Below are 25,588 nucleotides of genomic sequence, written 5' to 3' on the forward strand. Positions count from 1 at the left end.
TGTAGCGGCACGGTGTGCCGTCGGCGTGCATTTCACGACGTTCGCGTGACAGCGCCATGTCGCCTTCATGACAGCCGGATGACAGCGGACGGGTATCGGAACGGGCCCGTTGGGGGCAGGCGTGAAAGGTCCGCGCCGGTTGGCGTCACCCGGCAGGGCAGCGCCGTCCGCGATGCGGGTTCTTGGGAGCAAGCCCCCGCACAAAAGCAAAGGGCGCGGCTTGCGCCGCGCCCCTGCCGGACGGAGGGAACCGTTCCGCTTACCAGTAGAACTGCAGGCGGGCTTCGACCACGTTCGGGTCGTCCTTCAGCACGCCCTTTTCCTGCTTGACCGCGACATAGTTCAGCATGAACTTGAAGTTCGAGCGCCAGTACCAGTTCACCCCGGCGGTCCAGCTGTCCATTTCGCCGCCGACCACGGCGCCATCGGTCAGATCGATGGTGTCATAACGCAGGCCCAGCTGCCACATGCCCTTGACCGGGTCGGCCGGCAGGCCGGTGGTCGGCACGCCGCCCTTGTAGCCCCAGGTCTCACCGGTGATGTTCCACAGGCCCGACACGTAGAAGCCGTCGCCGCTGAAGTCGTCGAAGCTGCCGTAGCGCTTCACGTCCGTCTTCATGTATTCGCCCTGCAGCTTGAACGGGCCGTTGACCCACATCGCTTCGGCGCCGAGCACGCTGCTGCGGTCGCTGGCACGCAGGCCGCTGCTGCCGGTGTCGACGAAACGGGTCGGGACCATGTCGGCCATCGGGCGGGCGCGCAGGCGGATCACGTCGCCGTCGGTGTCCTTGTCGGTGTACGACAGGCCCAGGTGCAGGATGTTGCCGGCCTCGTTGATCGGCGCCCAGTAGCCGCGGGCGGAGTAGCCGCCGCCGTGCTCGCGGTTGCGGGTCAGTTCACGGCCGAAGAAGCTGGCGGTCACGCCCCAGTTGGCGTCGCCGATGTTGTACTGCAGGCCGAGGCGGCGCGGGGTGCCTAGTGAGTTGGTGATCGACGATTTGGAGATGAAGTCGTTGTTCTTGGTGCTGGACAACTCTTCCAGGGTGGCGCCCGGCTGCTTGAACTGGCCGATCTGCAGGAAGTGGTTGGCGTTGCCGCCGATCTTGTACTTGACGTTGGCGTCCAGGAACTTGTCGTCCTTGGCGTCGTAGCCCAGCACCCATTCGATGTTGCCCGGGCCCTTGCCCTTGAGCACCAGCTCGGCGCGGCGCAGCTCGTTCAGATAGTCCTTGCCATCCAGATCCGAGGACGAATCCGCACCGTAGTCGATGGTGTCGGTGTCGAACTTGTAGAAGTCAGCCTGGACCAGGCCTTCGAACGAGACTTCGGAACCGCCAATCACATCGATCGGAATCTCGGCCTGGGCGGCGGGCGCGGCGACGGCGGCCAGCAGAGCGAGCGTCAGGGTGCTGCGGGAGAGTTTCATGGGTTAGCCCTTGGGGCAGGTGTGGAAGACGCTGCGCAGGCTAATTGGTGAAAGTTGCGTTATTGTTACAACGCTGTCTTATTTCGTCGGGATGACAGTTCGATGGCAGAGGGGCGGGGATTCGGGATGATCGGCCGTGCGGCCATTGAGCCAGGATTCGGGATGCCCGGCCACGCGGCCCATTGAGAGCCAGGATTCGCGAGATCCCCGCTTTGCCTCCCCCTTTTTAAAGGGGGACCGCGGGGGGGGTGCTCTTGGCGCAGACACCAGGCGCTCAATGACGCCCGAAGCGCCCGTCCATTCCCCGATAGCCGCCACGTAGTCCGCCGGGTCGCGCAAACCGGAGCCATCGCGATCCCCGGTCTCGGCCCCGCTCAATCCGCCACGGTCTTGTCCGGGTAGCGGCAAAGATCCCGGATCACGCATTGCGGGCAATCCGGCTTGCGCGCCTTGCAGACGTAGCGGCCGTGCAGGATCAGCCAGTGATGGGCGTCGTGCAGGAATTCGGGCGGCACGACCTTCAGCAGGCCATCCTCCACCTCGCGCACGTTCTTGCCCGGCGCCAGCCCGGTGCGGTTGGCGACGCGGAAGATATGCGTGTCCACCGCCATGGTCGGTTCGCCGAAGGCGGTGTTCAGCACTACGTTGGCGGTCTTGCGGCCCACGCCGGGCAGGGCTTCCAGCGCCTCGCGCGAGCGCGGGACTTCGCCGCCGTATTGATCCACCAGGATCCGGCAGGCGGCGATCACGTTCTTCGCCTTGGCATTGAACAGGCCGATCGTGGCGATGTACTTCTTCAGCCCTTCCTCGCCCAGGGCAAGGATCTTCTCCGCCGTGTTGGCTACCGGGAACAGGCGCCGGGTGGCCTTGTTGACGCCGACATCGGTGGCCTGCGCCGACAACGTCACCGCCACCAGCAGTTCGAACGGACTGCTGTATTCCAGCTCGGTGGTCGGCTTGGGATTGAGTTCGCGCAGGCGCGAGAACAGTTCCTGCACTTCGGCCTTGCCCAGGGTGCGGCTGCGGCGTTTGCGGCGTTCGGTCATGCGATGTCTATTCGGTGGCCTTGTGGCCGGCCGCGCGCGCCTTGGCGCGCGCCAGGATGGCGGCGGCCGATGGAGGCAACGGCGGTCGGGCGGTGGGTTGCGCACTCGCGACGGGCGCGCGGCGGGCGTCGCGTTCGGCGGCACGCCGCGCCAGGCGGACCTGGCGGGCGCGATGGCGATCGCGGGCCTCCCAGGCGAAGCGCAACTGGCGCTGGGCGTCCAGGATGGGTGTCCAGCGCCCCGCGCATGCGCAACCCGGCGGGCATGGCACGAGATCCATCAATCCCGCCTCGATGGCGGCATCCCGATCATCGTGCGCGAGCATGGCCAACACGGCTTGCGCGCGCGGTGCCTGCGGACAGGCGTGGGATGCTTCGCCCATGGTCGGCTCAGCGGCCCGCGAACTGCGGCTTGCGGCGTTCGAGGAACGCACGGGTACCCTCGCGCATGTCCTCGGTCGAGAACATCAGGCCGAATTGCGCCGACTCGTATTGCAGGCCTTCCTCGATCGCGCACTCGCCACCGACATGGATGACGTCCAGGTTGCCGCGCAGGGCCAGCGGCGCGGCCTGTGCTAGTTGTTCGGCCCACTGCAGGGTCTCGGCTTCCAGCGCATCGGCGGCGACCACCTTGTTGACGATGCCCAACTGGCAGGCGCGTTCGGCGGTGATGGGCGCACCCAGCAGGCACAGCTCCAGCGTCGCCGCGCGCCCGGCCAGGCGCAGCAGCCGCTGGCTGCCGCCGAAGCCCGGGATCAAGCCGAGGTTGATCTCCGGCTGGCCGACCTTGGCGTTCTCCGAGGCGATGCGCAGGTGGCAGGCCATCGCCAGTTCCAGGCCGCCCCCCAGGGCGAATCCGTTGACCATCGCGATGACCGGCTTGGGCAGGGTTTCGACGCGCCGCATCAGGCGCTGGCCACGCAGCGAGAAATCGCGTCCTTCGACCGCGCTGAGGGCTGACATCTCGGCGATGTCCGCACCGGCGACGAACGCCTTGGGACCGGCCCCGGTCAGCACGACCACGCGCACCGCCGGGTCGCCGGCGGCGGCCTCGAAGGCTGCCAGCAGGGCGTCCAGGGTGGCCGCGTTCAGGGCATTCAGCTTGTCTGGCCGATTGACGGTGATGCGCCGGATGGCGCCCTGGTCGGCGACGGAAACGGGGGTGTCGGACATGCGCGGAATCCCGGTAAATTCGTGAATTTTAAGTGAAATTGAACTATTGGGCCGCCCCTTCGGTCGTACCCGGCGGTTGTCAGTGGCGGTTAAGCGCACTGACCGTTATCCTAGCGCGTCCATTCGAGGCGGTACGTCCGCCCTGTACCACCACCCTGGAGAAATCGTTGATGAAGTTGCGTTCGTTAGTGGTCGCTGTCGCGGCATTCGCCATGGCCGGTAGCGCCCTGGCTCAGGACACCACGTCCGAGAAGGGCAAGTTGAGCTATTACTTCGGCTACGACTACGGCAACAACCTGGCGGAACTGACCGGTCGTGGCGAGCAGCTCGACATCAACACCGTCATCAAGGGCCTCCAGGACGCGTACGCCAAGAAGCAGCCGGCGCTGACCGCCGACCAGCTCAAGCCCGCGCTGGAAGCTTTCCAGAAGCGTGAGCAGGCGCGCGCCCAGCAGGCCAAGGCCGAGTACGACAAGGTCGCCGCCGAGAACAAGACCAAGAGCGATCAGTTCCTGGCCCAGAACAAGGCCAAGCAGGGCGTGCAGTCGCTGCCCAGCGGCGTGCAGTACCGCGTGATCGAAGCCGGCGCCGGCGCCAAGCCGACCCAGGCCAGCACCGTCAGCCTGGAAGTGGCCGGCCCGTATCCGTACGGCCAGAAGCCGGCCGAAGCCCGTCCGGCGCAGCAGATGCCGAACGTGAAGGTCAGCGAGATCGAAATGCAGGCCATGCGCGAAGTGCTGCTGCAGATGCCTTCCGGCGCCAAGTGGGAAGTCGCGCTGCCGCCGGACAAGGCCTACGGCGCTGATCCGCGCACCGGTTTCCCGCCGAACGTGGCGGTGGTGTTCGAAATCAAGCTGCTCAGCACCAAGTAATCTCCAAGCAATTGGTTTCCCGCAGTCCCGCTACGCCGGCCCCAGGCCGGCGTAGTGCGTTTTGCGCGGCATCGGCGCGGATTTCGCGCTAGGCTGCGCAGGTATGAAGGTTCATGAATTCCGCATTCCGCGCCGTGCTTAGCCCGTGCATCGGCGTCTGTACCCTGGGTGATGACGGGCTGTGCGAAGGCTGTCTGCGAACGACCGCCGAGATCGCCCGCTGGTCGCGAATGAACGATGACGAACGCCTGCGTCTGATGGAATCGGTGCTGCCCGCGCGCGAGCAGGGCCGGCTGCCGTTCGAGCAGCGCCTGCCCGAGGCGAACCGGCTGCGGCATGTGCTGCATCCACTGGATCGCATTCCCACCACGCCCGGCTGGAACCACGAGGAACTGCTGGACCTGCTGCCACCCGGCGAGCCCGCCGAAGCGGCGGTGCTGGCCGGACTGGTGCCGCGTCCGCAGGGCACGCAGGTCGTGCTCACCCGCCGCACCGATGCCCTGCGCCACCATGCCGGGCAGGTGAGTTTTCCGGGGGGCCGCATCGAGGCGAGCGATACCGGCGTGGTCGCGGCGGCGCTGCGCGAGACCTGGGAGGAACTGGCCATCCCCGCCGGCCAGATCGCGCCGCTGGGCTTCCTGGATCCGTTCACCACCATCAGCGGTTTCCGCGTGGTGCCGGTGGTGGCGGTGATCGATCCGACCTACGTCGCCACGCCCGAACCGGGCGAGGTGGCGGACGTGTTCGAGGTCCCGCTCGGCTACCTGATGGCGCCCGCCAACCTGCGCCGGGTGGAAGTCGACTATCGCGGCCGCCGTCGCGCGGTGCTGGAATATGGCTGGCCCGGCCAGCGCATCTGGGGCGCCACCGCGTCCATCCTGTTCAACCTGAGGCAACGGCTGGAGGGCGCGTGATGGACTGGACGACGCTGGTGGACGTGGAAGGACTGGCCGCCGCGCTGGACGCTCCGGGCCTGCGGCTCGTCGATGCACGCTTTGCCCTGATGGATCCCGCCGCCGGCCGGCAAGCCTATCTGCAATCGCACCTGCCGGGCGCGGTGCATGCGGATCTCAACCAGGATCTGTCCGATCTTTCCCGCACTGGGCTGGGACGCCATCCATTGCCCGATGAAACGGCCTTCGCGCGCAGGCTCGGCGAGTGGGGCGTCGGACCGGATCACCAGGTTGTCGTCTATGACGCCGGCGATGGCAGCATGGCCGCCGCGCGGCTGTGGTGGCTGTTGAAACTGCTGGGTCACCGGCGGGTGGCGGTGCTGGATGGCGGGCTCGCCGCATGGCGCGCGCGCGGCCTGCCGGAGACGGCGGCATTGCCCGGGGTCATTTCCCTGCCGGCCTATCCGTCTCGCTTCGACATGCGGATGGTTGCCGATGCCGACGAAGTGCGCCAGCGCCTCGACGAAGACAGCGGCTGGCTGTTCGACGCGCGTGCGCCCGAGCGTTTCCGTGGCGAGGTGGAACCCATTGATCCGATCGCAGGCCACGTGCCCGGCGCGATCAATCGCCCGTTCGGCGCCAACCTGCGCGACGGTCGCTTCAAGCCTTCCGATGAACTGCGCGCCGAAATCGCACCGATGCTGGCCGGGCGCCGGCCGGGCGATCTGGTGCTGATGTGCGGCTCGGGCGTTACGGCCTGTCATCTGTTGTTGGCATTCGAACATGCGGGACTGACCGGTGCGCGCGTGTATGCGGGTTCCTGGAGCGGCTGGATCACCGACCCCGCGCGACCAGTCGAACGCAACGCGCCCTGACCCGGGTACGAGCCGGACCGTCATCGCCCTGTAACCGTCCACGGTCACTCTCCCGCGCTTCACAGGGGGATGATCGATGCTGCACCGTTTGCCGCACCTCGCGCTGGCGATGTGCCTGTTGTTGCCGGCCTGCCTGCCGGCGTCCGCGCAGGATGATGGTTCCACCGAGCGCCTGCGCATCCACGGTTCCAATACGCTGGGCGACGCGCTGGTGCCAGCGATGGTCGAAACCTGGCTGCGCCATATCGGCTATACCGAAATCCACCGGCAGGCCGTGTCGCCGCAGCGTACCGACATCCGCGCCGTGCGCGATGGCGTGCCGCTGATCGTCGAGATCGACAAGCGCGGCTCGGCGGCCGGATTCAACGATCTGATCGAAGGCAATGCCGAGATCGCGATGCTGGCGCGTGCGCCGCAGGCGGCGGAACGTGAAGCGGCCTGGCAGTTGGGCGATCTCGAATCGCCGGAACAGGAATTCGTCGTCGCCGTCGACGGAATGGCGGTGGTGGTCAACGAACGCAATCCGGTTCGCCGGCTCAGCGTGGCGCAGTTGCGCGAACTGGTGAGCGGCCGCATCGGCGACTGGGCCGGGCTGGGTGGACGCAACGCGCCCATCCACCTGCATCTGGGACGCGCACCGAGCGGCAATCGCGATTTCCTGCGCGAACGGGTGCTGGGCGCGGTACCGGCGACCGCCACGGCGCAGACGCATGCGACGCTTGCGCAGGCGGCGCGCGCGGTCGCCGCGGATCCGGATGCGATCGCGGTGGTCGGCGTGGCCAGCGCCATTCCCCGGGGCACCCGCACGCTCGCAATCGCCGATGGCGGCATCGCGGTCCTGCCGACCCGCATCAACGTGATGAGCGAGGACTATCCGCTGGTGCGACGCTACCGCCTCTATGGCGGTCCGCTGATGTCGGCGCTGGGCCGCAGCTTCGCCCAGTACGCCGTGGGCCGGGAAGCACAGCGAGCGGTGGAACGGGCGGGCTTCCTGGCGGTGACCCTGCGTCCCGCCGCCCAGCCGCAGGCGCCGGATCCGGCGCAGCCGTATGGACAGGCGGTGGCGGGCACCGCGCGCCTGCCGCTGAGCCTGAGGTTCAATCCCGCCTCGCTGACCACCTTCTTCGACAGCCGCGGCGCGAACGACATGGAACGCCTGATCGCCTATCTGCGCCTGCCGCAGAACCAGGGACGCCAGGTGACCGTGGTCGGCTTCTCGCACGACGACGGCAGCAACCGGTTGATCGCCACCGTGCGCAGCAACCAGCGCGCCGACGCGGTCGCCGATCACCTGGTCAAGCAGGGCATCGCGGTGCAACGCTCCATCGGCATGGGCGCGAGCCGCCCGCTGCTCCGGGGCGGCGACGCCGATGCGCGCTACCGCAACGAACGAGTGGAGGTCTGGGTGCGCTGACGGAGCGTCCAGTGGCGCGGGGAGGTCGCCGCGAGGCGACTTCTCCCGCGGGCCATATTTTTCAGCGGGCTATTTTTTCAGCTTGTCGACCAGCGCCTTCAGCGCGGTCTGGGTGTCGGGGGCATCCCAGGCGTCGATGAAGCGATCCAACTGGATGAATTCCGGCGACATCGCCTCCACCACGTCGCGGCGGGCGATCGCGCGGGTCTGCAGCATCGGATGGTGGGGCAGGCGGAGCAGGTTCTCCAGCCAGGCCAGCGCGCGCGCGTCGACCTGATCCTGCTCGGCCAGTTCGTCGACCAGGCCCAGTTCCAGCGCGCGTTCGGCCGGCACCATCTCGCCGGCCACCAGCAGGCGTTCTGCGCGGTGCGGACCGACCAGCCGGCGCATCAGCCTTTGGATGCCTTCGGGCGCGACCAGGCCGACCTGGGTTTCATTGAGGCCGATGCCGAAGGGGCGCGCCGGATCGGCGCTGCGGGCCATCACCCGGTAGTCGCAGCACAACGCCAGTACGCAACCGCCCGCGGGCGCATGGCCGCCAATCGCGGCGACCACCGGGATCCGCGAGTCGGCCAGCGCGCGCGCCGCGCCGAAGAATGCCTGCCAGGCATCCATCAACGCATGCCGGTTCTCGCCCAGCGAGAGCAGGTAGGGCACGTCCATGCCGGCGGAGAAGATCTTCGGGTTGCCGGCCAGCACGATGCCGTGCACGCCGTCGCCCATGGCGGTATCGACCGCATGGATCAGGGCGCGGCACAGTTCGGTGTTGAGGGCGTTGACCGGCGGCCGGGCCAGCCGGATTTCGCGGACGCTGCCGTGGTCCCGGGTTTCGATCAGCGAGGACATTCATCTGCTCCAAGGGCGTGTGGGCCTATGATAGGCGCATGAATCGCCGCCATGTATCCGCCCTCCTGTCCGCCGTGCTGCTGCTTGCCGGCAGCGCCTCCGTCCATGCCGCCGACTGCCTGCCGACGGCCCGCCAGGCGTGGATACGGCTGCCGCCGTCACCGGCGATGCCGATGATGGCCGGCTTTCTGCGCATCGACAACGCATGCGCCGGGAGCGTCGAAATCAGCGGTGCCGACAGCCTGGCGTTCGCCGAGGTCACGCTGCACGAATCGCGCCAGGTCGATGGCGTCAACAAGATGCGCGAACTGGAAACCCTGCCGGTCGCGGCGGGCAAGTCGGTCGAGTTCAAACCCGGCGGCCTGCATCTGATGCTGTACAAGCCCTACGCGCCGGTGAAGGAAGGCGACAAGCCGGTGATCACCCTCAAGCTGAAGGACGGCCGCAGCCTGCCGGTGACCTTCGAGGTGCGCAGGACGGCGCCGTAGGCGGGCTTCCTTCGGAGTAGTCGCCGCATTTGGCATCCGGGCGGTGGGGACCGCCTGATTGCGGGAGCGACGTCAGTCGCGAATGCGCGTCGCCGGGTCTAAAGTCACCGCGACTGACGGCGCTCCCACAAGGAAGAGCGCGAGGTATCAGACGGACGCGCTGCGCACCGCATCCGGCAGCGGCGCGCTCTTGCCGGTGTGGGTGTCCATCCACACCACCACCACGTTGCCGTCGCAGTACAGCACGCCGTCCTGGTCGACGATGCGGTGGCCGATGGTGACGCTGCTGGTGCCCAGGCGATCCACGTACAGCTCGACCAGGATGTCGTTCGGCCAGGTCAGCGGGCGCCGGTAGTTGATGTTGTTGGCGGCGACCACCGGCGCGATGCGATCGGTCATCGAGATGCCCGGGATATCCAGAATCCAGCGTACGCGGGCTTCTTCCAGATAGGACACGTACTTGGCGTTGTTGACGTGGCCCATGCTGTCCATGTCGCGCCAGCGCACGCTGATCGGAATCGCCGCCAGCATCTTTCGTTCGGAAGGCGTCCCGGATGCGCTGCTCATTTGGCTTTCGCCGCCTTCTTCTTGGCGGACATGCGCGGTGGCAACACGTCGGGCTTGGCCACCGCCGCTGGCTTGCTTGCCTTGGGCGCCTTGCCCGCGGGCAGCAGCTTGGCCAGGAACCGGCCGGTGTGCGACTCCGCATGCGCGGCGATGTCTTCCGGGGTGCCACTGGCCAGGATGCGGCCACCGCGATGGCCACCCTCCGGCCCGAGATCCACCACCCAGTCCGCGGTCTTGATCACGTCCAGGTTGTGCTCGATGACGACGATGGTGTTGCCCTCGTCGCGCAGCTTGTGCAGCACCGCCAGCAGGTGCTCGATGTCGTGGAAGTGCAGGCCGGTGGTCGGCTCGTCCAGGATGTAGAGCGTGCGGCCGGTGTCGCGGCGCGACAGTTCCTTGGACAGCTTGACGCGTTGCGCCTCGCCGCCGGACAGGGTGGTCGCGCTCTGGCCCAGCTTGATGTAGCTCAGGCCCACGTCCATCAGCGTTTCCAGCTTGCGGGCGATGGACGGCACCGGCTCGAACAGCTTGAGCGCATCCTCGACGGTCATTTCCAGGACGTCGTTGATGTTGAAACCCTTGTAGAGGATCTCCAGGGTCTCGCGGTTGTAGCGCTTGCCGTGGCAGACATCGCAGGGCACGTACACGTCCGGCAGGAAGTGCATCTCCACCTTGATCAGGCCGTCACCCTGGCAGGCCTCGCAGCGGCCACCGCGCACGTTGAAGCTGAAACGCCCCGGCGAATAGCCGCGCGCGCGCGCTTCGGGCACCTGCGCGTACAGTTCGCGCAGCGGCGTGAACAGGCCGGTGTAGGTGGCCGGGTTGGAACGCGGAGTGCGGCCGATCGGCGACTGGTCGATGTCGACCACCTTGTCGAACAGATCCAGGCCGACCACTTCGCGGTAGGGCGCGGGCTTGTGCGAGGCGCCGTTGATCTCGTTGGCGGCCAGTGCGTACAGGGTGTCGTTGATCAGGGTGGACTTGCCGGAACCGGAGACACCGGTGACGCAGGTGAACAGGCCCGAGGCGATGTCGAGATCCACGTTCTTCAGGTTGTTCCCGCTGGCGCCGCGCAGGTGCAGCATCATCTTCGGGTTGGCCTTGTGGCGTGCCTTGGGCACCTCGATGCGGCGCTTGCCGGACAGGTACTGGCCGGTCAGCGAGCGCGGCGCCTTCAGGATGTCCTGCAGGCTGCCTTCGCCGACGATCTCGCCGCCGTGCACGCCGGCGCCGGGACCGATGTCCAGCACGTAGTCGGCGGCGCGGATGGCGTCCTCGTCATGCTCCACCACGATCACCGTGTTGCCGAGATCGCGCAGGCGGGTGAGGGTGCCGAGCAGGCGCTCGTTGTCGCGCTGGTGCAGGCCGATGCTGGGTTCGTCGAGCACGTACATCACGCCGACCAGGCCTGCGCCGATCTGCGAGGCCAGGCGGATGCGCTGGGCTTCGCCGCCGGACAGGGTGTCGGCCTTGCGTTCCAGGGTCAGGTAGTCCAGGCCGACGTCGACCAGGAAGCCCAGCCGCTCGCCGATTTCCTTGACGATCTTGGCGGCGATCTCGCCACGCCAGCCGGGCAGGGCCAGACCGCGGAAGAACGACAGCGCTTCGTCCACCGGCATCACCACCAGCGCCGGCAGCGGGCGATCGGCGACGAACACATTGCGCGCCGCCTTGTTCAGGCGCGCGCCGCCGCAGTCGGGGCAGGGCTGTTCGCTGATGTACTTGGCCAGTTCCTCGCGCACCGCCGGCGATTCGGTCTCGCGATAGCGGCGCTCGAGGTTGGGCACGATGCCCTCGAAGCGGTGCTTGCGCTGGTTGCGCCCGCCCGATTCGGTGAGGTAGGTGAAAGTGATGACGTCCTCGCCGCTGCCGTACAGCACCGCCTGGCGGGCCTTCTCCGGCAGCGACTGCCAGGGGGCGTCGACATCGAAGCGGTAGTGCTTGGCGAGCGAGGCGATCAGCTGGAAGTAATACGCGTTGCGGCGGTCCCAGCCGCGCACCGCGCCGGCGGCCAGCGACAGTTCCGGATGCACCACTACCCGCGCCGGATCGAAGAACTGGGCCACGCCCAGGCCGTCGCAGGTCGGGCAGGCGCCGACCGGCGAGTTGAACGAGAACAGGCGCGGTTCCAGTTCCGGCAGCGAGTAGTCGCAGACCGGACAGGAATACTTGGAGGAGAACAGCAGCGGATCGGCTTCCGGCTTGTCCAGCGACATCACCGAAGCCATGCCGTCGCCCAGCTTCAACGCGGTCTCGAAGCTCTCGGCCAGGCGCTGCTTGATGTCCTCGCGCGGACGGAAGCGATCGATGACCGCCTCGATGGTGTGCTTCTGGCGCAGGGCCAGTGGCTGCACCGCGTCGATTTCATGCAGCTGGCCGTCCACCCGCACGCGCACGAACCCCTGCGCGCGCAGTTGATCGAACACCTGGGCATGTTCGCCCTTGCGCTCGCGGATGACCGGCGCCAGCAGCATGTAGCGCTGCTCGCCATCCAGGCCCAGGACCTGGTCGACCATCTGGCTGACCGTCTGCGCCTCCAGCGGGTAGCCATGGTCGGGGCAGCGCGGGGTACCCACGCGGGCATACAGCAGGCGCAGGTAGTCGTAGATCTCGGTGATGGTGCCGACCGTCGAACGCGGATTGTGCGAGGTCGACTTCTGCTCGATCGAGATCGCCGGCGACAGGCCCTCGATGTGGTCGACGTCTGGCTTTTCCATCACCGACAGGAATTGCCGGGCATAGGCCGAGAGCGACTCGACATAGCGGCGCTGGCCTTCGGCGTAGATGGTGTCGAAAGCCAGCGAGGACTTGCCGGACCCGGACAGCCCGGTGATGACAATCAGCTTGTCCCGGGGCAGATCGAGGTCGATGTTCTTGAGGTTGTGCGTTCGCGCGCCGCGGATGCGGATGCTGTCCATGCCGTGGGGTGGCCTGTTCAGGAAGGGAGGGAAGGGCTCCGATCCGCCGGTGCGAACCCGGTCGCACCAGCGAATCGCCCAGCGTAGCGATTCCGGTATTTGGGGGCAAATCGCCGGGAGCAAAGACCCGGCGGGCGGCGGCCGGCGGAGCCCGCTCCCGTCCCGTTCACCTGCCCGATCCCCGCCTTGCCGCCGCCAGCAGTGGACCCGTTTGCCGTCTCACCCCCTGCGACGGGGCAGGCGGGGCGGGGCTCTGCCGCCCGGCTGCCGGTTTCGGGGCCGCGTGGGGGGTGACTTGACCCTAAGCTGCTGAAAGCCCTACAATTCCGCTTCTGACCGCCCTCGATGGCAGTCGGGTCAAGAGAATAACTACAGAAGAGGATTCACCAATGTACGCAGTTCTGGTCACTGGCGGTAAGCAATACCGCGTGATGAAGGGCGAGACTCTGCGCGTCGAGAAGCTCGATGCGGAAGCCGGTAAGGAAGTCACGTTCGACAACATCCTGATGCTGGGCGACGGCGAAAGCGTCACCCTCGGCGACGCGCTGAAGAGCGCGAGCGTCTCGGCCAAGATCGTCGGCCACGGCCGCGCCGACAAGGTCCGCATCATCAAGTTCCGCCGCCGCAAGCACCACATGAAGCGTCAGGGTCACCGGCAGCATTACACCGAAATCGAAATCACCGGCATCAACAAGTAAGGAGAATCAGTCATGGCACATAAAAAGGGCGTAGGCTCCTCGCGCAACGGCCGCGACTCCAATCCGAAGATGCTGGGCGTGAAGGTCTATGGTGGCCAGGCGATCGACGCCGGCAACATCATCGTCCGTCAGCGTGGCACCCAGTTCCATCCGGGTTCGGGCGTCGGCCTGGGCCGCGATCACACCCTGTTCGCGCTGGTCGATGGCAAGGTCGAGTTCTCGATCAAGGGCCCGAAGAAGCGCCGCACCGTGAGCGTGATCGCGGAAGCCTGAGGCGCCGCGCACACGTAGCGAAGGGCCCCGCCGCGTGCGGGGCTTTTCGTTTGGGGGCGGGAATTGGGGATTGGTGATTCGGGATTCGTACAAGCCGGATTCCATGCCGCGGTTCCCTTCCGACCCATCCGGACACACGATCTCGCCTGTCCGAATCTCCAATCCCGAATCCCCGATCCCCATCCCATGAAACTCGTAGACGAAGCGGAAATCCAGGTCATCGCCGGCAACGGCGGCAACGGTTGCATCGGCTTCCGGCGCGAGAAGTTCATCCCGCTGGGCGGGCCGGACGGCGGCGACGGCGGCAGTGGCGGCAGCGTCTGGCTGATCGCCGACGAGAACCTCAACACCTTGGTCGATTTCCGCCATGAAAAGACCTTCCGCGCCCAGCGCGGCGAGAACGGCATGGGCCGGCAGATGTACGGCAAGGCCGGGGAGGATCTGACCATCACCGTGCCGGTCGGCACCGTGATCACCAACGTGGAAACCGACGAGGTCATCGGCGACCTGACCCGCCACGGGGATCGCCTGCTGGTCGCCAAGGGCGGCAAGGGCGGCCTGGGCAACATGCATTTCAAGAGCTCGGTGACCCGCGCCCCGCGCAAGGCGACGCCGGGCGAGGAAGGCGAGCAGCGCCTGCTCAAGCTGGAACTGAAGCTGCTGGCCGACGTCGGCCTGCTGGGTTTCCCCAACGCCGGCAAGAGCACCTTCATCCGCGCCGTCTCGGCGGCCACGCCGAAGGTCGCCGACTATCCGTTCACCACCCTGTATCCCAACCTGGGCGTGGTCAGCGTCGAGGCGCACCGGAGCTTCGTCATCGCCGACATTCCCGGCCTGATCGAAGGCGCCGCCGATGGTGCCGGCTTGGGCGCGCAGTTCCTGCGCCACCTGCAGCGCACCCGCCTGCTGCTGCACCTCGTGGACATGGCGCCGATGGAAGGCGGGGTAGAGGGCATCGCCCCGGCCGAGCAGGTCCGCGCCATCGAGCAGGAACTGATGAAGCACGATCCGGAGCTGCTGGAGAAGCCGCGCTGGCTAGTGCTCAACAAGGCCGATCTGATGTTCGAGGATGAGGCCCGCGCGCGCGCCGAGCAGATCGTGGCGGAGCTGGACTGGATGCATCCCTGGTACCAGGTTTCCGCGATTTCCCGCGAAGGCACCTGGCCGATCATGCAGGACGTGATGGCGTTCTTCGACCGCCAGCGCGAAGAGGCCGAAGAGGCCCGGAATGCCGGCTGAGCCAGCGGCGCCGATGCTCCCCGCTTTCTCCCTTCCCCCGCATGCGGGGGAAGGCCGGGATGGGGGCAAGCCGGAATCCGCGGCGGGCCCCCAGTCCACACGCTATCCGGTGAAGCAGGTGTCGGGCGTTCGCAGTTCCCCGTCGGTACCCAACCAATCGATTCCGTTCCGCCTCCACCCCTATCCTGCCCCGCAAGCAGGGGAGGGGGCCGGATTCCGGGCAACAAAAAACCCGGCCGAAGCCGGGTTTTTTTGCTTTCCCGTGGTCGCCTGCTCAGGCGGCCTGGAGCGCCTTGATGCGAGCGGTCAGGCGGCTCTTGTGGCGGGCAGCCTTGTTCTTGTGGATCAGGCCGCGCGAGCTGTAGCGATCCAGGATCGGCTGGGCGACGGCGAAAGCGGCCTGCGCGCCAGCGGCGTCGTTGGCGTCAAGCGCCTTGAGCACTTTCTTGACGGCGGTGCGCAGCATGGAGCGCTGGGCAGAGTTGCGCGCATTGCGCACGACGGTCTGCTTGGCGCGCTTCTTGGCGGACTTGATATTGGCCACGATGGGTTCCTGAAAGCTGGGATAATGGGGTTACGGGAAAATAGACAAAAAAGTATGGACTATTCAGAGGTTTGCGTCAACCTGGGTCAACCGGCCGCGGAGACTGCCCGATGAGCGGCAACCGGCTCCTGCGTTCCACCGCCGTTTTCAGCGCCATGACCTTCCTGTCCCGGCTGTCCGGGCTGGTCCGGGACCAGGTCTATGCCGCCGTGTTCGGTGCCACGGCCGCGATGGACATCTTCTTCATCGCGTTCAGGATCCCCAACTTCATGCGCCGGCTGTCGGCCGAGGGCTCGTTCTCGATGGCCTTCGTGCCGGTCCTGGCCGAGTACAAGGAAAAGCACGGTCCGGAGGCGGTCAGGGAACTGATTGACCGGGTCACCGGCACCCTCGCGGCGGCGTTGCTGGTGGTGACCGCGCTGGTGTTCCTGTTGGCGCCTCAGTTGGCCTTCGTGATCGCGTCCAAGTACACCGGCGCGCACCACGACATGCTGACCGAGATGCTGCGCATCACCTTTCCGTATGCGTTGTTCATCTCGCTGGCCTCGCTGGTGGGCAGCGTCCTCAACAGCTACCAGCGTTTCGCCATCCCCGCGTTGTCGCCGATCCTGCTGAACCTGTCGATGATCGCCGCGGCGTTCTGGCTGGCGCCACTGATGGACGGTTCGGTGATGGCGCTGGCGTGGGGCGTGTTCATCGCCGGCATCCTGCAACTGGTTTTCCAGTTGCCCGCGCTGGCGAAGCTGGGCCTGCTGCCGCGCCCGAAACTGGGCCTGGCCCATGCGGGCGTGCGCAAGATCATGACGCTGATGGTGCCGACCCTGTTCGGCTCCTCGGTGGTGCAGTTCAACCTGCTGTTCAACACCTGGGCGGCGGCGTTCCTGCTGAGCGGCAGCGTCAGCTGGCTGTACTACAGCGATCGCCTGCTGGAATTCCCGCTGGGCATGTTCGGCGTGGCCATCGGCACGGTCATCCTGCCGCACCTGTCCAGCCGTCATGCCGCGACCGATCCGGAAGGTTTCTCCAAGGGGCTGGATTGGGGCTTCCGCCTGTGCCTGCTGATCGGCGTGCCGGCCTGCATCGGCCTGGTCCTGTGCGCCGGCCCGCTGATGGCGACGCTGTTCCAGTACAACAAGTTCACCGCCTTCCACGCCCAGATGAGCAGCTGGAGCCTGATGGCGCAATCCACCGCGGTGCCGGCGTTCCTGCTGGTCAAGGTGCTGGCACCGGCGTTCTATTCGCGCCAGGACACGCGCACGCCGGTGAAGGCGGCGGTGGTGTCGGTGCTGGTGAACGCGAGCGCCACGATCCTGCTGTTCGCCGGCCTGCTGACGCTCACCGACGCGGGCCAGGCAGCGCTGGCCAAGGCCGGTGGCGGCTATCTGGATGCGCTGGCCCACATCCCCGGGGCGCACGCCCTGCTGGCGCTGGCGATTGCCATCGCCGGCTGGACCAACGCCGTGCAACTGGCCTGGTACCTGCGCCGAGCCGGGGTCTATCGACGCCAGCCCGGCTGGGGCCGATTCCTGCGCCAGATCGGCCTGGCCTCGCTGGCCATGACCGTGGTGCTGCTGGTGCTGGGCCGGGTCTGGCCGGACTGGTCCCACTGGGCCTGGTGGGAGCGTGGCTGGCGACTGGCCGTGCTGGTCGGCAGCGGCGGCACGCTGTATGCGGCGCTGCTGTGGCTGCAGGGCATCCGCCCGCGCGATCTGCGCGGGCATTGAGGGCCGTCTGGGCTGGACAGGACGGCTATACTTCGGGATTCGCGCGTTTCGCGCCGGCTTGCCCGCAACGGCGGCCATCCAACCAGGAAACTATGAGCAGGCTGTTTCGTGACGTCGACGGTGGACCGGTGAGTCCACGGGGAAGCGTGGTCTGCATCGGCGCTTTCGACGGCCTGCATGGCGGTCACCGGGCGCTGGTGCGCCACACGGCCGCGCGCGCCCGCGCCCTTGGCGTGGACGCGGTGGCGCTGACCTTCGAACCGCTGCCGCGCGAGTTCTTCGCTCGCGAGAATCCGCCGCCACGGCTGACCCTGGCGCGCGCCAAGGTCGAGGGCCTGCGCGAGCTGGGGGCCGACGCGGTCGGCCTGCTGCGCTTCGACGCGGCGATGGCCGCGATGAGCGCGGAGGATTTCGTCCGCCGGATGCTGGTGGAGCGCCTGTCCGCGCGTGAAGTCTGGATCGGGCCGGAATTCCGCTTCGGCCACCGGCGTGGCGGCGATCTGGGGTTGCTGCAGGCGATGGGCGCCGACCTGGGGTTCGTCGCCAACGAGATCGAGGCGGTGCAGGTGCAGGGCGAACGCGTGTCCAGCACCCGCATCCGCGAAGCGCTGAAGCAGGGCGACTTCACCGACGCCGCGCGCCTGCTTGGCCGCCCCTACGCGATCGGCGGGCGGGTGGTGCGCGGGCAGCAGCTCGGCCGCACGCTCGGTTTCCCGACCGCCAACCTGCGCTTCCCGAAGACGCCCGCGCTGTCCGGCATCTATGCGACCTGGGTGCACGGCGTGACCGGGGATCCGTGGCCATCTGTGTCCAGCTTCGGCACGCGTCCCACCGTCGACGGTGTCGAGCCGCTGCTGGAAGCACACCTGTTTGACTTCGCCGGCGATCTGTACGGACGCCACATCGAAGTCGAATTCGTCGCCAAACTGCGCGACGAACTGAAATTCCCCGATCTGCCCAGCCTGACCGAGCAGATGCACCGCGACGCCGAGCAGGCGCGCGTCCTCCTTTCAAACGACAACCAACGAGCAACGGCGTGAGCCAGGACTACAAAGCCACCCTCCACCTGCCGGCCACGGATTTCCCGATGCGCGGGGACCTGCCCAAGCGCGAGCCGGACACCCTGGCGCGCTGGGAAGCCGACGGCCTGTACGCGCAGCTGCGCGCCAACGCCAAAGGCCGCCCGCTGTTCGTGCTGCATGACGGCCCCCCATACGCCAACGGCGCGATTCACCTGGGCCATGCGGTCAACAAGATCCTCAAGGACATCATCGTCAAGTCGAAGTACCTGGCCGGTTTCGACGCGCCCTATATCCCGGGTTGGGATTGCCACGGCCTGCCGATCGAAATCGCCATCGAGAAGAAGTACGGCAAGGTCGGGGTGAAGCTGGACGCGGTCGAATTCCGGCAGAAGTGCCGCGAGTACGCCGAATCGCAGATCGATCTGCAGCGCAAGGACTTCAAGCGCCTCGGCGTGATCGGTGACTGGGACAATCCGTACAAGACCCTGGATTTCCGCTTCGAGGCCAACGAGATCCGCGCGCTGGCCAAGATCGTCGCCAACGGCCACCTGACCCGTGGCGTAAAGCCGGTGCACTGGTGTTTCGACTGCGGCTCGGCGCTGGCCGAGGCGGAAATCGAATACCAGGAGAAGGAGTCGCCGGCCATCGACGTGGCCTACACCGTGCGCGATCGCAAGGCGCTCGCGGCGGCGTTCGGCATCGACGTTCCCGACGACGTGGAAGTCGCGCTGCCGATCTGGACCACCACGCCTTGGACGCTGCCGGCTTCGCTGGCGGTGTCGCTGGGGCCGGATCTGGAATATGCGCTGGTCGAGGGGCCGGCCCACAACGGCAAGCGCCGCTGGCTGGTGTTGGCCGACGCGCTGGCCGCGCGCGCGCTGCAACGCTACGGGGTAAATGACGTGGTGGTGCACGCGCGTGCCACCGGTTCCTCGCTGGAAGGCGTGGTGCTGTCGCATCCTTTCTATGCAGAGCGCGAGATCCCGGTGCTGCTGGGTGATCACGTGTCGGCCGAGGACGGCACCGGCGCCGTGCACACCGCGCCCGGCCACGGCCAGGAAGACTTCGTGGTCGGCCAGCGCTACGGCCTGATCGACAAATACACCACCGCGCAGCTCAATCCGGTCGATGGCCGTGGCGTGTACTTGCCGTCGACGCCGCCGGCCGGCGACACCGCGCTGGCCGGCCTGCACATCTGGAAGGCCAACGACGCGCTGGTCGACGTACTGCGTGACAGCGGCGCGCTGCTGGCCTTCGCCAAGCTGAGCCACAGCTATCCGCATTGCTGGCGCCACAAGACGCCGATCGCCTTCCGCGCCACCCCGCAGTGGTTCATCTCGATGGAGCAGGCACACCTGCGCCGCGACGCACTGGCCGCGATCACGCAGGTTGGTTGGTTCCCGCAGTGGGGCGAGGCCCGCATCGCCGGCATGGTCGACGGCCGTCCGGACTGGACCATTTCGCGCCAGCGCACCTGGGGCGTGCCGATCGCGCTGTTCGTGCACCGCGAGACCGGTGAACCGCACCCGCGCAGTGTCGAGCTGATGCAGGCCGTCGCCGATCGGGTGGAGCAGGGCGGCGTGGACGTCTGGTACACCCTGGACATGGCCGAACTGCTCGGAGATGAGGCCGGTGACTACGAGAAGATCACCGACATCCTCGACGTCTGGTTCGACTCCGGCGTGACCCATGAAGGCGTGCTGCTGGAGCGCGGCCTGGGCAAGCCGGCGGATCTGTACCTGGAAGGCTCGGACCAGCATCGCGGCTGGTTCCAGTCCTCGCTGCTCACCGGCGTGGCCATCGACAAGCATGCGCCGTACCGGCAGTGCCTGACCCACGGTTTCACCGTGGACGAGCACGGCCGCAAGATGTCCAAGTCGCTCGGCAACGGCATCGAGCCGCAGGACATCATGAAGAACCTGGGCGCGGACATCCTGCGCCTGTGGATCGCCTCGGCCGACTACAGCAACGAGATGTCGCTGTCGCAGGAGATCCTCAAGCGCAACGCCGACGCCTACCGCCGCCTGCGCAACACCGCGCGCTTCCTGCTGGGCAACCTGCACGGTTTCGATCCGGCGCGCGATCTGCGTCCGCTGGAGGACATGGTCGCGCTGGATCGCTGGATCGTGCACCGCGCCTGGGAAGTGCAGGAGAAGATCAAGGCCGCCTACGAGCGCTACGACTTCGCCGAGATCGTGCAGGCGCTGCTGAACTTCTGCAGCGTGGACCTGGGCTCGCTGTACCTGGATGTCACCAAGGACCGCCTGTACACGATGCGCGAGGACTCGCGCGGCCGCCGCTCGGCACAGAGTGCGATGTACCGCATCGCCGAGGCGTTCGTGCGCTGGATCGCGCCGGTGCTCAGCTTCACCGCCGACGAGATGTGGGGCTACCTGCCCGGCGAACATGCCGGCAACGTGTTGTTCGCCACCTGGTACGACGGCCTGGCGCCGCTGCCGGCGGATGCCACCCTGTCGGCGGCGGACTTCGACCAGTTGCTGGCCCTGCGCGAGCAGGTCGCCAAGGTGCTGGAGCCGATGCGCGCCAACGGCCAGATCGGCGCGGCGCTGGAAGCGGAGATCGCGATCTCGGTGAATGCGGCGCTCGCCAGCAAATGGCAGCCGCTGGCCGAGGAACTGCGGTTCTTCCTCATCAGCGGCGACGTGAGCGTCGGCGCGGTGGAGGCGGACGACGTGTTCGTGCTGGCCCAGCCGACGGAAAAGCGGAAGTGCGTGCGTTGCTGGCACCACCGCGCCGATATCGGCGTCAATCCGGCCCACCCGGAACTGTGCGGTCGCTGCGCCACCAACGTGGACGGCCCCGGCGAGGATCGCCGCTGGTTCTGACCCCCGAGTTCCTTCCCCTGCTTGCGGGGGAAGGTGGCGCACAGCGCCGGATGGGGGCAAACCGGTCGAAGCGGGCTGACTGGAGCAACGCCGGAAGGGGCAGGGATCGCGAAAGCCCCCACGGCCCGCCGCGACAGTCAGCCCAACTCAAGGTACGCCTTCCCAGAACGCCCGCCGCCGCCCCTCCCGGCCCGCCGGGAACCCGCTTCGGCCAGGACGCCGTCCGCCCATTCCCGCTCGCGGGCAAAGGTGGCGTAAAACGCTAGGACCGGCCCGCTTTACCCGCATACTCCACCCATCCGGAAACCGACCCGCCCCATGAGCCCAACCACCGTCAAACCCAACGCCCTGATCTGGCTGCTGCTGTCGGCCATCGTCATCGGACTGGACCAGTGGACCAAGGCCTGGGTGCTGGCCTCGCTGCCTGAGTACACCGCCGTGCCGGTCATCGAGGGTTTCTGGAACTGGTTCCGCACCTACAACACCGGCGCGGCGTTCAGTTTCCTCAGCGGCGCCGGCGGCTGGCAGATCTGGTTCTTCACCGCGCTGGCCATCGGCATCTGCGGCCTGCTGACCTTCTGGCTGGGACGCACCCGGCGCGGCGACTGGCGCCAGGCGCTGCCGTACTCGCTGGTCATCGGCGGCGCGCTGGGCAACGTGGTGGACCGCCTGATCCACGGCCACGTCATCGATTTCGTCCAGTGGTACTGGCGCGACCATTACTGGCCGGCGTTCAACCTGGCCGACTCGGCGATTGTCGTCGGCGCCGTCGGCATCGCCCTGTTCGGCCTGTTCGAAGGCAAGCGCAACCCGCCGGACAAGGCTTGAGCCAGGGCCGGGCAGGCGCGGCTCGCGGCCCCGAAGCGGCGATTCACCGTTCACCCCGCCGGCTCCGGTAAAATCGCCGCCATGGATGTCCTGCTCGCCAACCCCCGTGGCTTCTGCGCCGGCGTCGACCGCGCCATTGAAATCGTCAAGCGCGCCATCGAGACCCTCGGTGCGCCGATCTACGTGCGCCACGAAGTCGTGCACAACCGTTTCGTCGTGGACGACCTGCGCAACCGTGGCGCGGTGTTCGTGGAGGAACTCGACGAAGTGCCGGACAACGCCACCGTCATCTTCAGCGCGCATGGCGTCTCGCAGGCGGTGCGTGCCGAAGCCGATCGCCGTGGCCTGAAGGTGTTCGACGCCACCTGTCCGCTGGTGACCAAGGTCCATCTGGAAGTGGCCCGCCACTGCCGCGCCGGCCGCGACGTGGTGCTGATCGGCCACGCCGGCCACCCCGAGGTGGAAGGCACCATGGGCCAGTGGAACCGCGAGGGCAGCACCGGCCGCATCTACCTGGTCGAAGACATCGACGATGTCGCGGAACTGGAAGTCGGCCAGCCCGACAATCTGTTCTACACCACCCAGACCACGCTCTCGGTGGACGACACCATCGGCATCATCCAGGCCCTGCAGGCGCGCTTCCCGGCCATCCAGGGGCCGAAGAACGACGACATCTGCTACGCCACCCAGAACCGCCAGGACGCCGTGCGCGATCTGGCCAAGCAATGCGATCTGGTACTGGTGGTCGGCTCGCCCAACAGCTCCAATTCCAACCGCCTGCGCGAACTGGCCGAGCGCGATGGCGTCGAGTCCTACCTCATCGATGGCGCCCACGAAATCAATCCCGCCTGGGTGCAGGGCAAACGGCGCATCGGCGTGACCGCCGGCGCGTCCGCCCCGGACATCCTCATCGACGGCGTCATCCAGCGCCTGCGCGACCTGGGCGCCGCCAGCATCGGCGAACTCGACGGCGAACCGGAGAACATGGTGTTCGCCCTGCCCAAGGAACTGCGGCTGCAACTGGTCAGCTGAGCGGAACCACTCAGGTTTGCTGCCCGGCCGCTTCCGGCTCCTTCTGCCGCGCCCAGAATTCCACGACGATCGTCATCACCGTCCAGACCAGCAGGGTCGGTTGGATCTTGTCCGGCACCCGATCCTGTCCGTGCAGTCGCGACTTTCTGCCCCTTCCCCCGCTTGCGGGGGAAGGTTGGGATGGGGGTGCTTTCAGCGAACATTCCCATCGCCCGCAGTCGGTGCAATGCGGTGATCTGGCCGCTGCTCACCTCGCCTGACGGGCGTCAACAATGCCTGCCATCGGCAATGTTCCAGGGCATTTTCCCACCAACGCGAAGACCCGCTAGCCGATCGTCGACGGCGTACTTCGCACGATTCCCTGCCTTGGCCTGTCGTTTGTCTCGAAAGTCAGTGGCATGCGCATCCGGGCGACAGGAAAAGTCCTCCCGTTTCCCTCAAAGGGACAATCCGAGAAACAGGAGGAATCCAGATTCACCGACTGATCTGCACGCATGGAGCCGCAGCGGAATTTGGATCGTGTCATATGTACTTCCACGAAAAAGCATTGCTTCCAGCGTCGCATGCAAGCCTTCAGCGGACATTTGACAACGTTGTCTGTGATGCGCCAGATTCGCCTCCTTCAATCATTGCGAATCGTCCAGGAGAGGGAAGGGAACATGGTCCGGAATCGTATTTTCGTCGTAAGCCTGCTCGCTGCATCGCTCGCCGTTGTCGGCTGCGACTCAAACACCGGAACGGCCACGAATCAGGCAACTGCGCCCGCGGAAGCCAAGGCCGACGCGTCGGCCGCGACACCCACGACGGCGCCGGTTTTCTTCGATGATTTCAGCTACCCGGATTTCGCCGCGTTCCAGAAGAATGGCTGGAAGGTCCGGACCGAAACCGGCCATCCCGGCATCAAGGGCGCGACCTGGTCGGGCGATGGCCTGTCCTTCCACGCGGATATTCCGGAGACCGAAGGCGGCGCGGTACGAATGAGTTCGGTCACCAACGGCACGCCCGAGAAAACCCGCCAGACCCAGTTCTGCCATTCGCGTAAATATCGCGAAGGCACCTACGCCGCGCGCATCTTCTTCCGCGACGCGCCGAGCTACGGCCCGGACGGCGATGAAGTCATCCAGACCTTCTACGCCATCAGCCCGCTGAAGGCGCCGATGGACAAGGACTACAGCGAGACCGACTTCGAGTACCTGCCCAATGGCGGCTGGGGCGAGAACACCAAGCCGGCGATGTGGACCACCACCTGGGAAACCTTCCAGCTCGAGCCCTGGACCAAGGTGAACGAGTTCTCCCGCAAGGAAGGCAGCTATGCCGGCTGGCGCACGCTGGTGCTGACGGTCGCAGACAACAAGGTCACCTACTACGTGGACGGCCAGTTGTTCTCCGAACACAGCAGCGCCGTGTACCCGGAAGACTTCATGTCGATCAATTTCAACCTGTGGTTCATGCCCAAGGGCGCGGACGGCTCGCTGGGCCCGGTCGACTCACCGGAAATGCGCGAGTACCAGGAAGACATCGACTGGGTGTTCTTCCAGGAAGGCGTCGCCCTGTCCACCGCCGACGTGGAAACCCAGGTCGCCGGCCTGCGCGGCAAGAAAGTGGCGCACATCGACAACGTGAAGGAACAGAACCCGGTGCTGCCGTCGCCTTGCGGGCTTTGATCGGCGCTGATGGCAAGTGTTTGTCACGGGGATGCCTTGGGCATCCCCGCAGTTTTCGCGAATGAATGCTTCGAAGCGGATGGCCGCCGTGATCCAGCCAGACGGAGGAGGCGGCGGCTGTCGGCATTCCAGGCGGGAGCTGGTATCGCGACCCGGCGGTGCAGGGTCCTTGATGCTGGAACCCCTTTGGCATCAAGTACTTGTGCGGAGTCAATTGACCGGATTCAGGCCGCCCCCTAGAATTCGCGGTTCCGCCGGAATAGCTCAGTTGGTAGAGCGGCGCATTCGTAATGCGTAGGTCGTAGGTTCGATTCCTATTTCCGGCACCAGTTCAAGCAAGAGCCCCGCCTTGGCGGGGTTTTTGTTTTTGGTAATTCCCAAGCAAACCGGACCAAATCTGAGAGGATTTGGTCATGAAGCAATGTCCTGCTTGCGCTGGTAGCCGGCACTACAGCCTGTCGGATGGACGACTCAAGTGCCGCGCCTGCGGCAAGCGCTTCACGTGGACGTCAGTGTGGGATTCGGTGCGCTTGCCGGGCGCCAGCAAACAGCGCCTGCTGGAGTTGTTCGTCCTCGGGGTGCCGTCCTATCGGCAACGTTTCCGCAGTGATACCACGGCCGCCACACGTGAGCGGTTCTACCGCCTGGCGCGCGCGTGCTGCGCAATGGCCGAGCAACTGCGGGAACCATTCGAGGGTGCACTGGAACTGGACGAAACCACGTTTGGCGGCGCCAGGAAGGGCAAACGCGGCTGGGGTTCTGCTGGCAAGGTGATCGTCTTCGGACTGATCAAGCGCAACGGCCAGGTCAAGGCGATGCCGATCGCCGCTCATGACCAGGCTTCGGTCATGCAACAGATCGATGCGCACAGTCGGGAAGGCTCGCTGTACTACACGGACGAGTGGCAAGCCTATGCCACCTTACGCTTGCGGGGCGAGCATGTGATGATCCGCAAGGAGAAGGGGCGACCGGTCGGACGTGACCACATCAACGGCATCGAGGGCTTCTGGAGCTATGCCAAGAACTGGTTGTATCCCTACCGGGGCGTGCCCTCCCAATACTTCCATCTGTACCTGGCCGAAGTTTGCTACCGCTTCAACCATCGCGAGCGGGACCTTAAACCCTTGCTTTTCAGGCTTTTGAAGACCACTTCAATCCAGGAACTACGGCCCATTCTGGTCCGGAAAGCTTAGGAATTACC

At 66.6% G+C, this 25,588-nt stretch carries 23 protein-coding genes and 1 tRNA gene; 16 read left to right on the forward strand and 8 right to left on the reverse strand.

The genetic code is table 11. The features are described 5' to 3' along the window. Positions 1-259: 259 nt before the first annotated feature. The 4 genes from AC3DE2_RS04485 to AC3DE2_RS04500 all read right to left on the reverse strand — a co-directional run bounded on the left by AC3DE2_RS04485 (position 260) and on the right by AC3DE2_RS04500 (position 3,644). On the reverse strand, positions 260-1,426 hold the full coding sequence (locus AC3DE2_RS04485; protein ID WP_295378351.1) for an OprO/OprP family phosphate-selective porin: 1,167 nt from the start codon (positions 1,424-1,426) through the stop codon (positions 260-262). A gap of 374 nt (positions 1,427-1,800) precedes the next feature. Next, positions 1,801-2,472, reverse strand: coding sequence for an endonuclease III (gene nth, locus AC3DE2_RS04490; protein WP_488425212.1), 672 nt, complete (start codon positions 2,470-2,472; stop codon positions 1,801-1,803). Between the two features lie 7 nt (positions 2,473-2,479). Further along, on the reverse strand, positions 2,480-2,797 hold the full coding sequence (locus AC3DE2_RS04495) for a hypothetical protein (RefSeq protein WP_488425252.1): 318 nt from the start codon (positions 2,795-2,797) through the stop codon (positions 2,480-2,482). A 64-nt stretch (positions 2,798-2,861) separates the two neighbouring features. Further along, positions 2,862-3,644 carry an enoyl-CoA hydratase/isomerase family protein gene (locus AC3DE2_RS04500; RefSeq protein WP_488425214.1) on the reverse strand — a complete coding sequence of 261 codons (783 nt, stop codon included), beginning with the start codon at positions 3,642-3,644 and terminating at the stop codon, positions 2,862-2,864. A 170-nt stretch (positions 3,645-3,814) separates the two neighbouring features. Here AC3DE2_RS04500 and AC3DE2_RS04505 point away from each other — a divergent pair, with 170 nt between their 5' ends. From AC3DE2_RS04505 to AC3DE2_RS04520, 4 genes are all read left to right on the forward strand, one after another. Continuing rightward, positions 3,815-4,516, forward strand: a complete 702-nt coding sequence (locus tag AC3DE2_RS04505) for an FKBP-type peptidyl-prolyl cis-trans isomerase N-terminal domain-containing protein (protein ID WP_295382562.1) — start codon at positions 3,815-3,817, stop codon at positions 4,514-4,516. 113 nt (positions 4,517-4,629) lie between these two features. Next, positions 4,630-5,430: an NUDIX hydrolase gene (locus tag AC3DE2_RS04510; protein WP_488425215.1), complete on the forward strand. Its 801-nt coding sequence runs from the start codon at positions 4,630-4,632 to the stop codon at positions 5,428-5,430. Continuing rightward, a complete protein-coding gene (locus AC3DE2_RS04515; RefSeq protein WP_488425216.1) occupies positions 5,430-6,284 on the forward strand; it encodes a sulfurtransferase in 855 nt (284 codons plus the stop codon). Before AC3DE2_RS04510 ends, AC3DE2_RS04515 begins: the two co-directional genes overlap by 1 nt. 76 nt (positions 6,285-6,360) lie before the next feature. Then, positions 6,361-7,698: a substrate-binding domain-containing protein gene (locus AC3DE2_RS04520; RefSeq protein WP_488425217.1), complete on the forward strand. Its 1,338-nt coding sequence runs from the start codon at positions 6,361-6,363 to the stop codon at positions 7,696-7,698. A 69-nt stretch (positions 7,699-7,767) separates the two neighbouring features. Here the strand turns inward: AC3DE2_RS04520 and AC3DE2_RS04525 are convergent, their stop codons facing one another. Continuing rightward, positions 7,768-8,544, reverse strand: a complete 777-nt coding sequence (locus AC3DE2_RS04525; RefSeq protein ID WP_488425218.1) for an enoyl-CoA hydratase/isomerase family protein — start codon at positions 8,542-8,544, stop codon at positions 7,768-7,770. Between the two features lie 38 nt (positions 8,545-8,582). On the opposite strand from AC3DE2_RS04525, the gene AC3DE2_RS04530 reads away from it, so the two are divergent. Beyond that, positions 8,583-9,032 carry a copper chaperone PCu(A)C gene (locus AC3DE2_RS04530; RefSeq protein ID WP_488425219.1) on the forward strand — a complete coding sequence of 150 codons (450 nt, stop codon included), beginning with the start codon at positions 8,583-8,585 and terminating at the stop codon, positions 9,030-9,032. 147 nt (positions 9,033-9,179) lie between these two features. Here AC3DE2_RS04530 and AC3DE2_RS04535 read toward each other — a convergent pair whose 3' ends face one another. After that, positions 9,180-9,599: an acyl-CoA thioesterase gene (locus AC3DE2_RS04535; protein ID WP_295377031.1), complete on the reverse strand. Its 420-nt coding sequence runs from the start codon at positions 9,597-9,599 to the stop codon at positions 9,180-9,182. Continuing rightward, on the reverse strand, positions 9,596-12,517 hold the full coding sequence (gene uvrA, locus AC3DE2_RS04540; protein ID WP_488425220.1) for an excinuclease ABC subunit UvrA: 2,922 nt from the start codon (positions 12,515-12,517) through the stop codon (positions 9,596-9,598). The genes AC3DE2_RS04535 and uvrA overlap by 4 nt, the downstream gene beginning before the upstream one ends. A 389-nt stretch (positions 12,518-12,906) precedes the next feature. Between uvrA and rplU the strand changes: the two genes are divergently transcribed. The 3 genes from rplU (at position 12,907) to obgE (ending at position 14,727) form a co-directional block, all read left to right on the forward strand. Beyond that, the gene (gene rplU / locus AC3DE2_RS04545) at positions 12,907-13,215 is read left to right on the forward strand and encodes a 50S ribosomal protein L21 (RefSeq protein WP_141453509.1); all 309 of its coding nucleotides are present in this window, start codon (positions 12,907-12,909) and stop codon (positions 13,213-13,215) included. Positions 13,216-13,227: 12 nt separating this feature from the next. Continuing rightward, entirely contained in the window at positions 13,228-13,488 is a 261-nt protein-coding gene (gene rpmA, locus AC3DE2_RS04550) for a 50S ribosomal protein L27 (RefSeq protein ID WP_295377038.1), read from the forward strand. A 186-nt stretch (positions 13,489-13,674) separates the two neighbouring features. Continuing rightward, a complete protein-coding gene (obgE, locus tag AC3DE2_RS04555) occupies positions 13,675-14,727 on the forward strand; it encodes a GTPase ObgE (RefSeq protein ID WP_295377041.1) in 1,053 nt (350 codons plus the stop codon). Between the two features lie 274 nt (positions 14,728-15,001). Here the strand turns inward: obgE and rpsT are convergent, their stop codons facing one another. Further along, the gene (gene rpsT, locus AC3DE2_RS04560; protein ID WP_141453506.1) at positions 15,002-15,271 is read right to left on the reverse strand and encodes a 30S ribosomal protein S20; all 270 of its coding nucleotides are present in this window, start codon (positions 15,269-15,271) and stop codon (positions 15,002-15,004) included. Between the two features lie 110 nt (positions 15,272-15,381). Here rpsT and murJ point away from each other — a divergent pair, with 110 nt between their 5' ends. From murJ to AC3DE2_RS04600, 8 genes are all read left to right on the forward strand, one after another. Next, entirely contained in the window at positions 15,382-16,995 is a 1,614-nt protein-coding gene (murJ, locus tag AC3DE2_RS04565; RefSeq protein ID WP_295377044.1) for a murein biosynthesis integral membrane protein MurJ, read from the forward strand. Between the two features lie 92 nt (positions 16,996-17,087). Beyond that, positions 17,088-18,035: a bifunctional riboflavin kinase/FAD synthetase gene (locus tag AC3DE2_RS04570; protein ID WP_295377046.1), complete on the forward strand. Its 948-nt coding sequence runs from the start codon at positions 17,088-17,090 to the stop codon at positions 18,033-18,035. Then, the gene (gene ileS, locus AC3DE2_RS04575) at positions 18,032-20,863 is read left to right on the forward strand and encodes an isoleucine--tRNA ligase (RefSeq protein WP_488425221.1); all 2,832 of its coding nucleotides are present in this window, start codon (positions 18,032-18,034) and stop codon (positions 20,861-20,863) included. Before AC3DE2_RS04570 ends, ileS begins: the two co-directional genes overlap by 4 nt. A gap of 318 nt (positions 20,864-21,181) precedes the next feature. Continuing rightward, positions 21,182-21,691, forward strand: coding sequence for a signal peptidase II (gene lspA / locus AC3DE2_RS04580; RefSeq protein WP_488425222.1), 510 nt, complete (start codon positions 21,182-21,184; stop codon positions 21,689-21,691). Positions 21,692-21,772: 81 nt separating this feature from the next. Continuing rightward, positions 21,773-22,723, forward strand: a complete 951-nt coding sequence (gene ispH / locus AC3DE2_RS04585) for a 4-hydroxy-3-methylbut-2-enyl diphosphate reductase (protein WP_295377052.1) — start codon at positions 21,773-21,775, stop codon at positions 22,721-22,723. A 659-nt stretch (positions 22,724-23,382) separates the two neighbouring features. Continuing rightward, positions 23,383-24,387, forward strand: a complete 1,005-nt coding sequence (locus AC3DE2_RS04590; RefSeq protein ID WP_488425223.1) for a glycoside hydrolase family 16 protein — start codon at positions 23,383-23,385, stop codon at positions 24,385-24,387. A 253-nt stretch (positions 24,388-24,640) separates the two neighbouring features. Then, positions 24,641-24,716 (forward strand) — tRNA-Thr (locus AC3DE2_RS04595). Between the two features lie 336 nt (positions 24,717-25,052). Next, the gene (locus AC3DE2_RS04600) at positions 25,053-25,580 is read left to right on the forward strand and encodes an IS1595 family transposase (protein WP_488425253.1); all 528 of its coding nucleotides are present in this window, start codon (positions 25,053-25,055) and stop codon (positions 25,578-25,580) included. The last annotated feature ends 8 nt before the right edge of the window (positions 25,581-25,588 follow it).

Source organism: Pseudoxanthomonas sp. 68-E7, assembly GCF_057773145.1.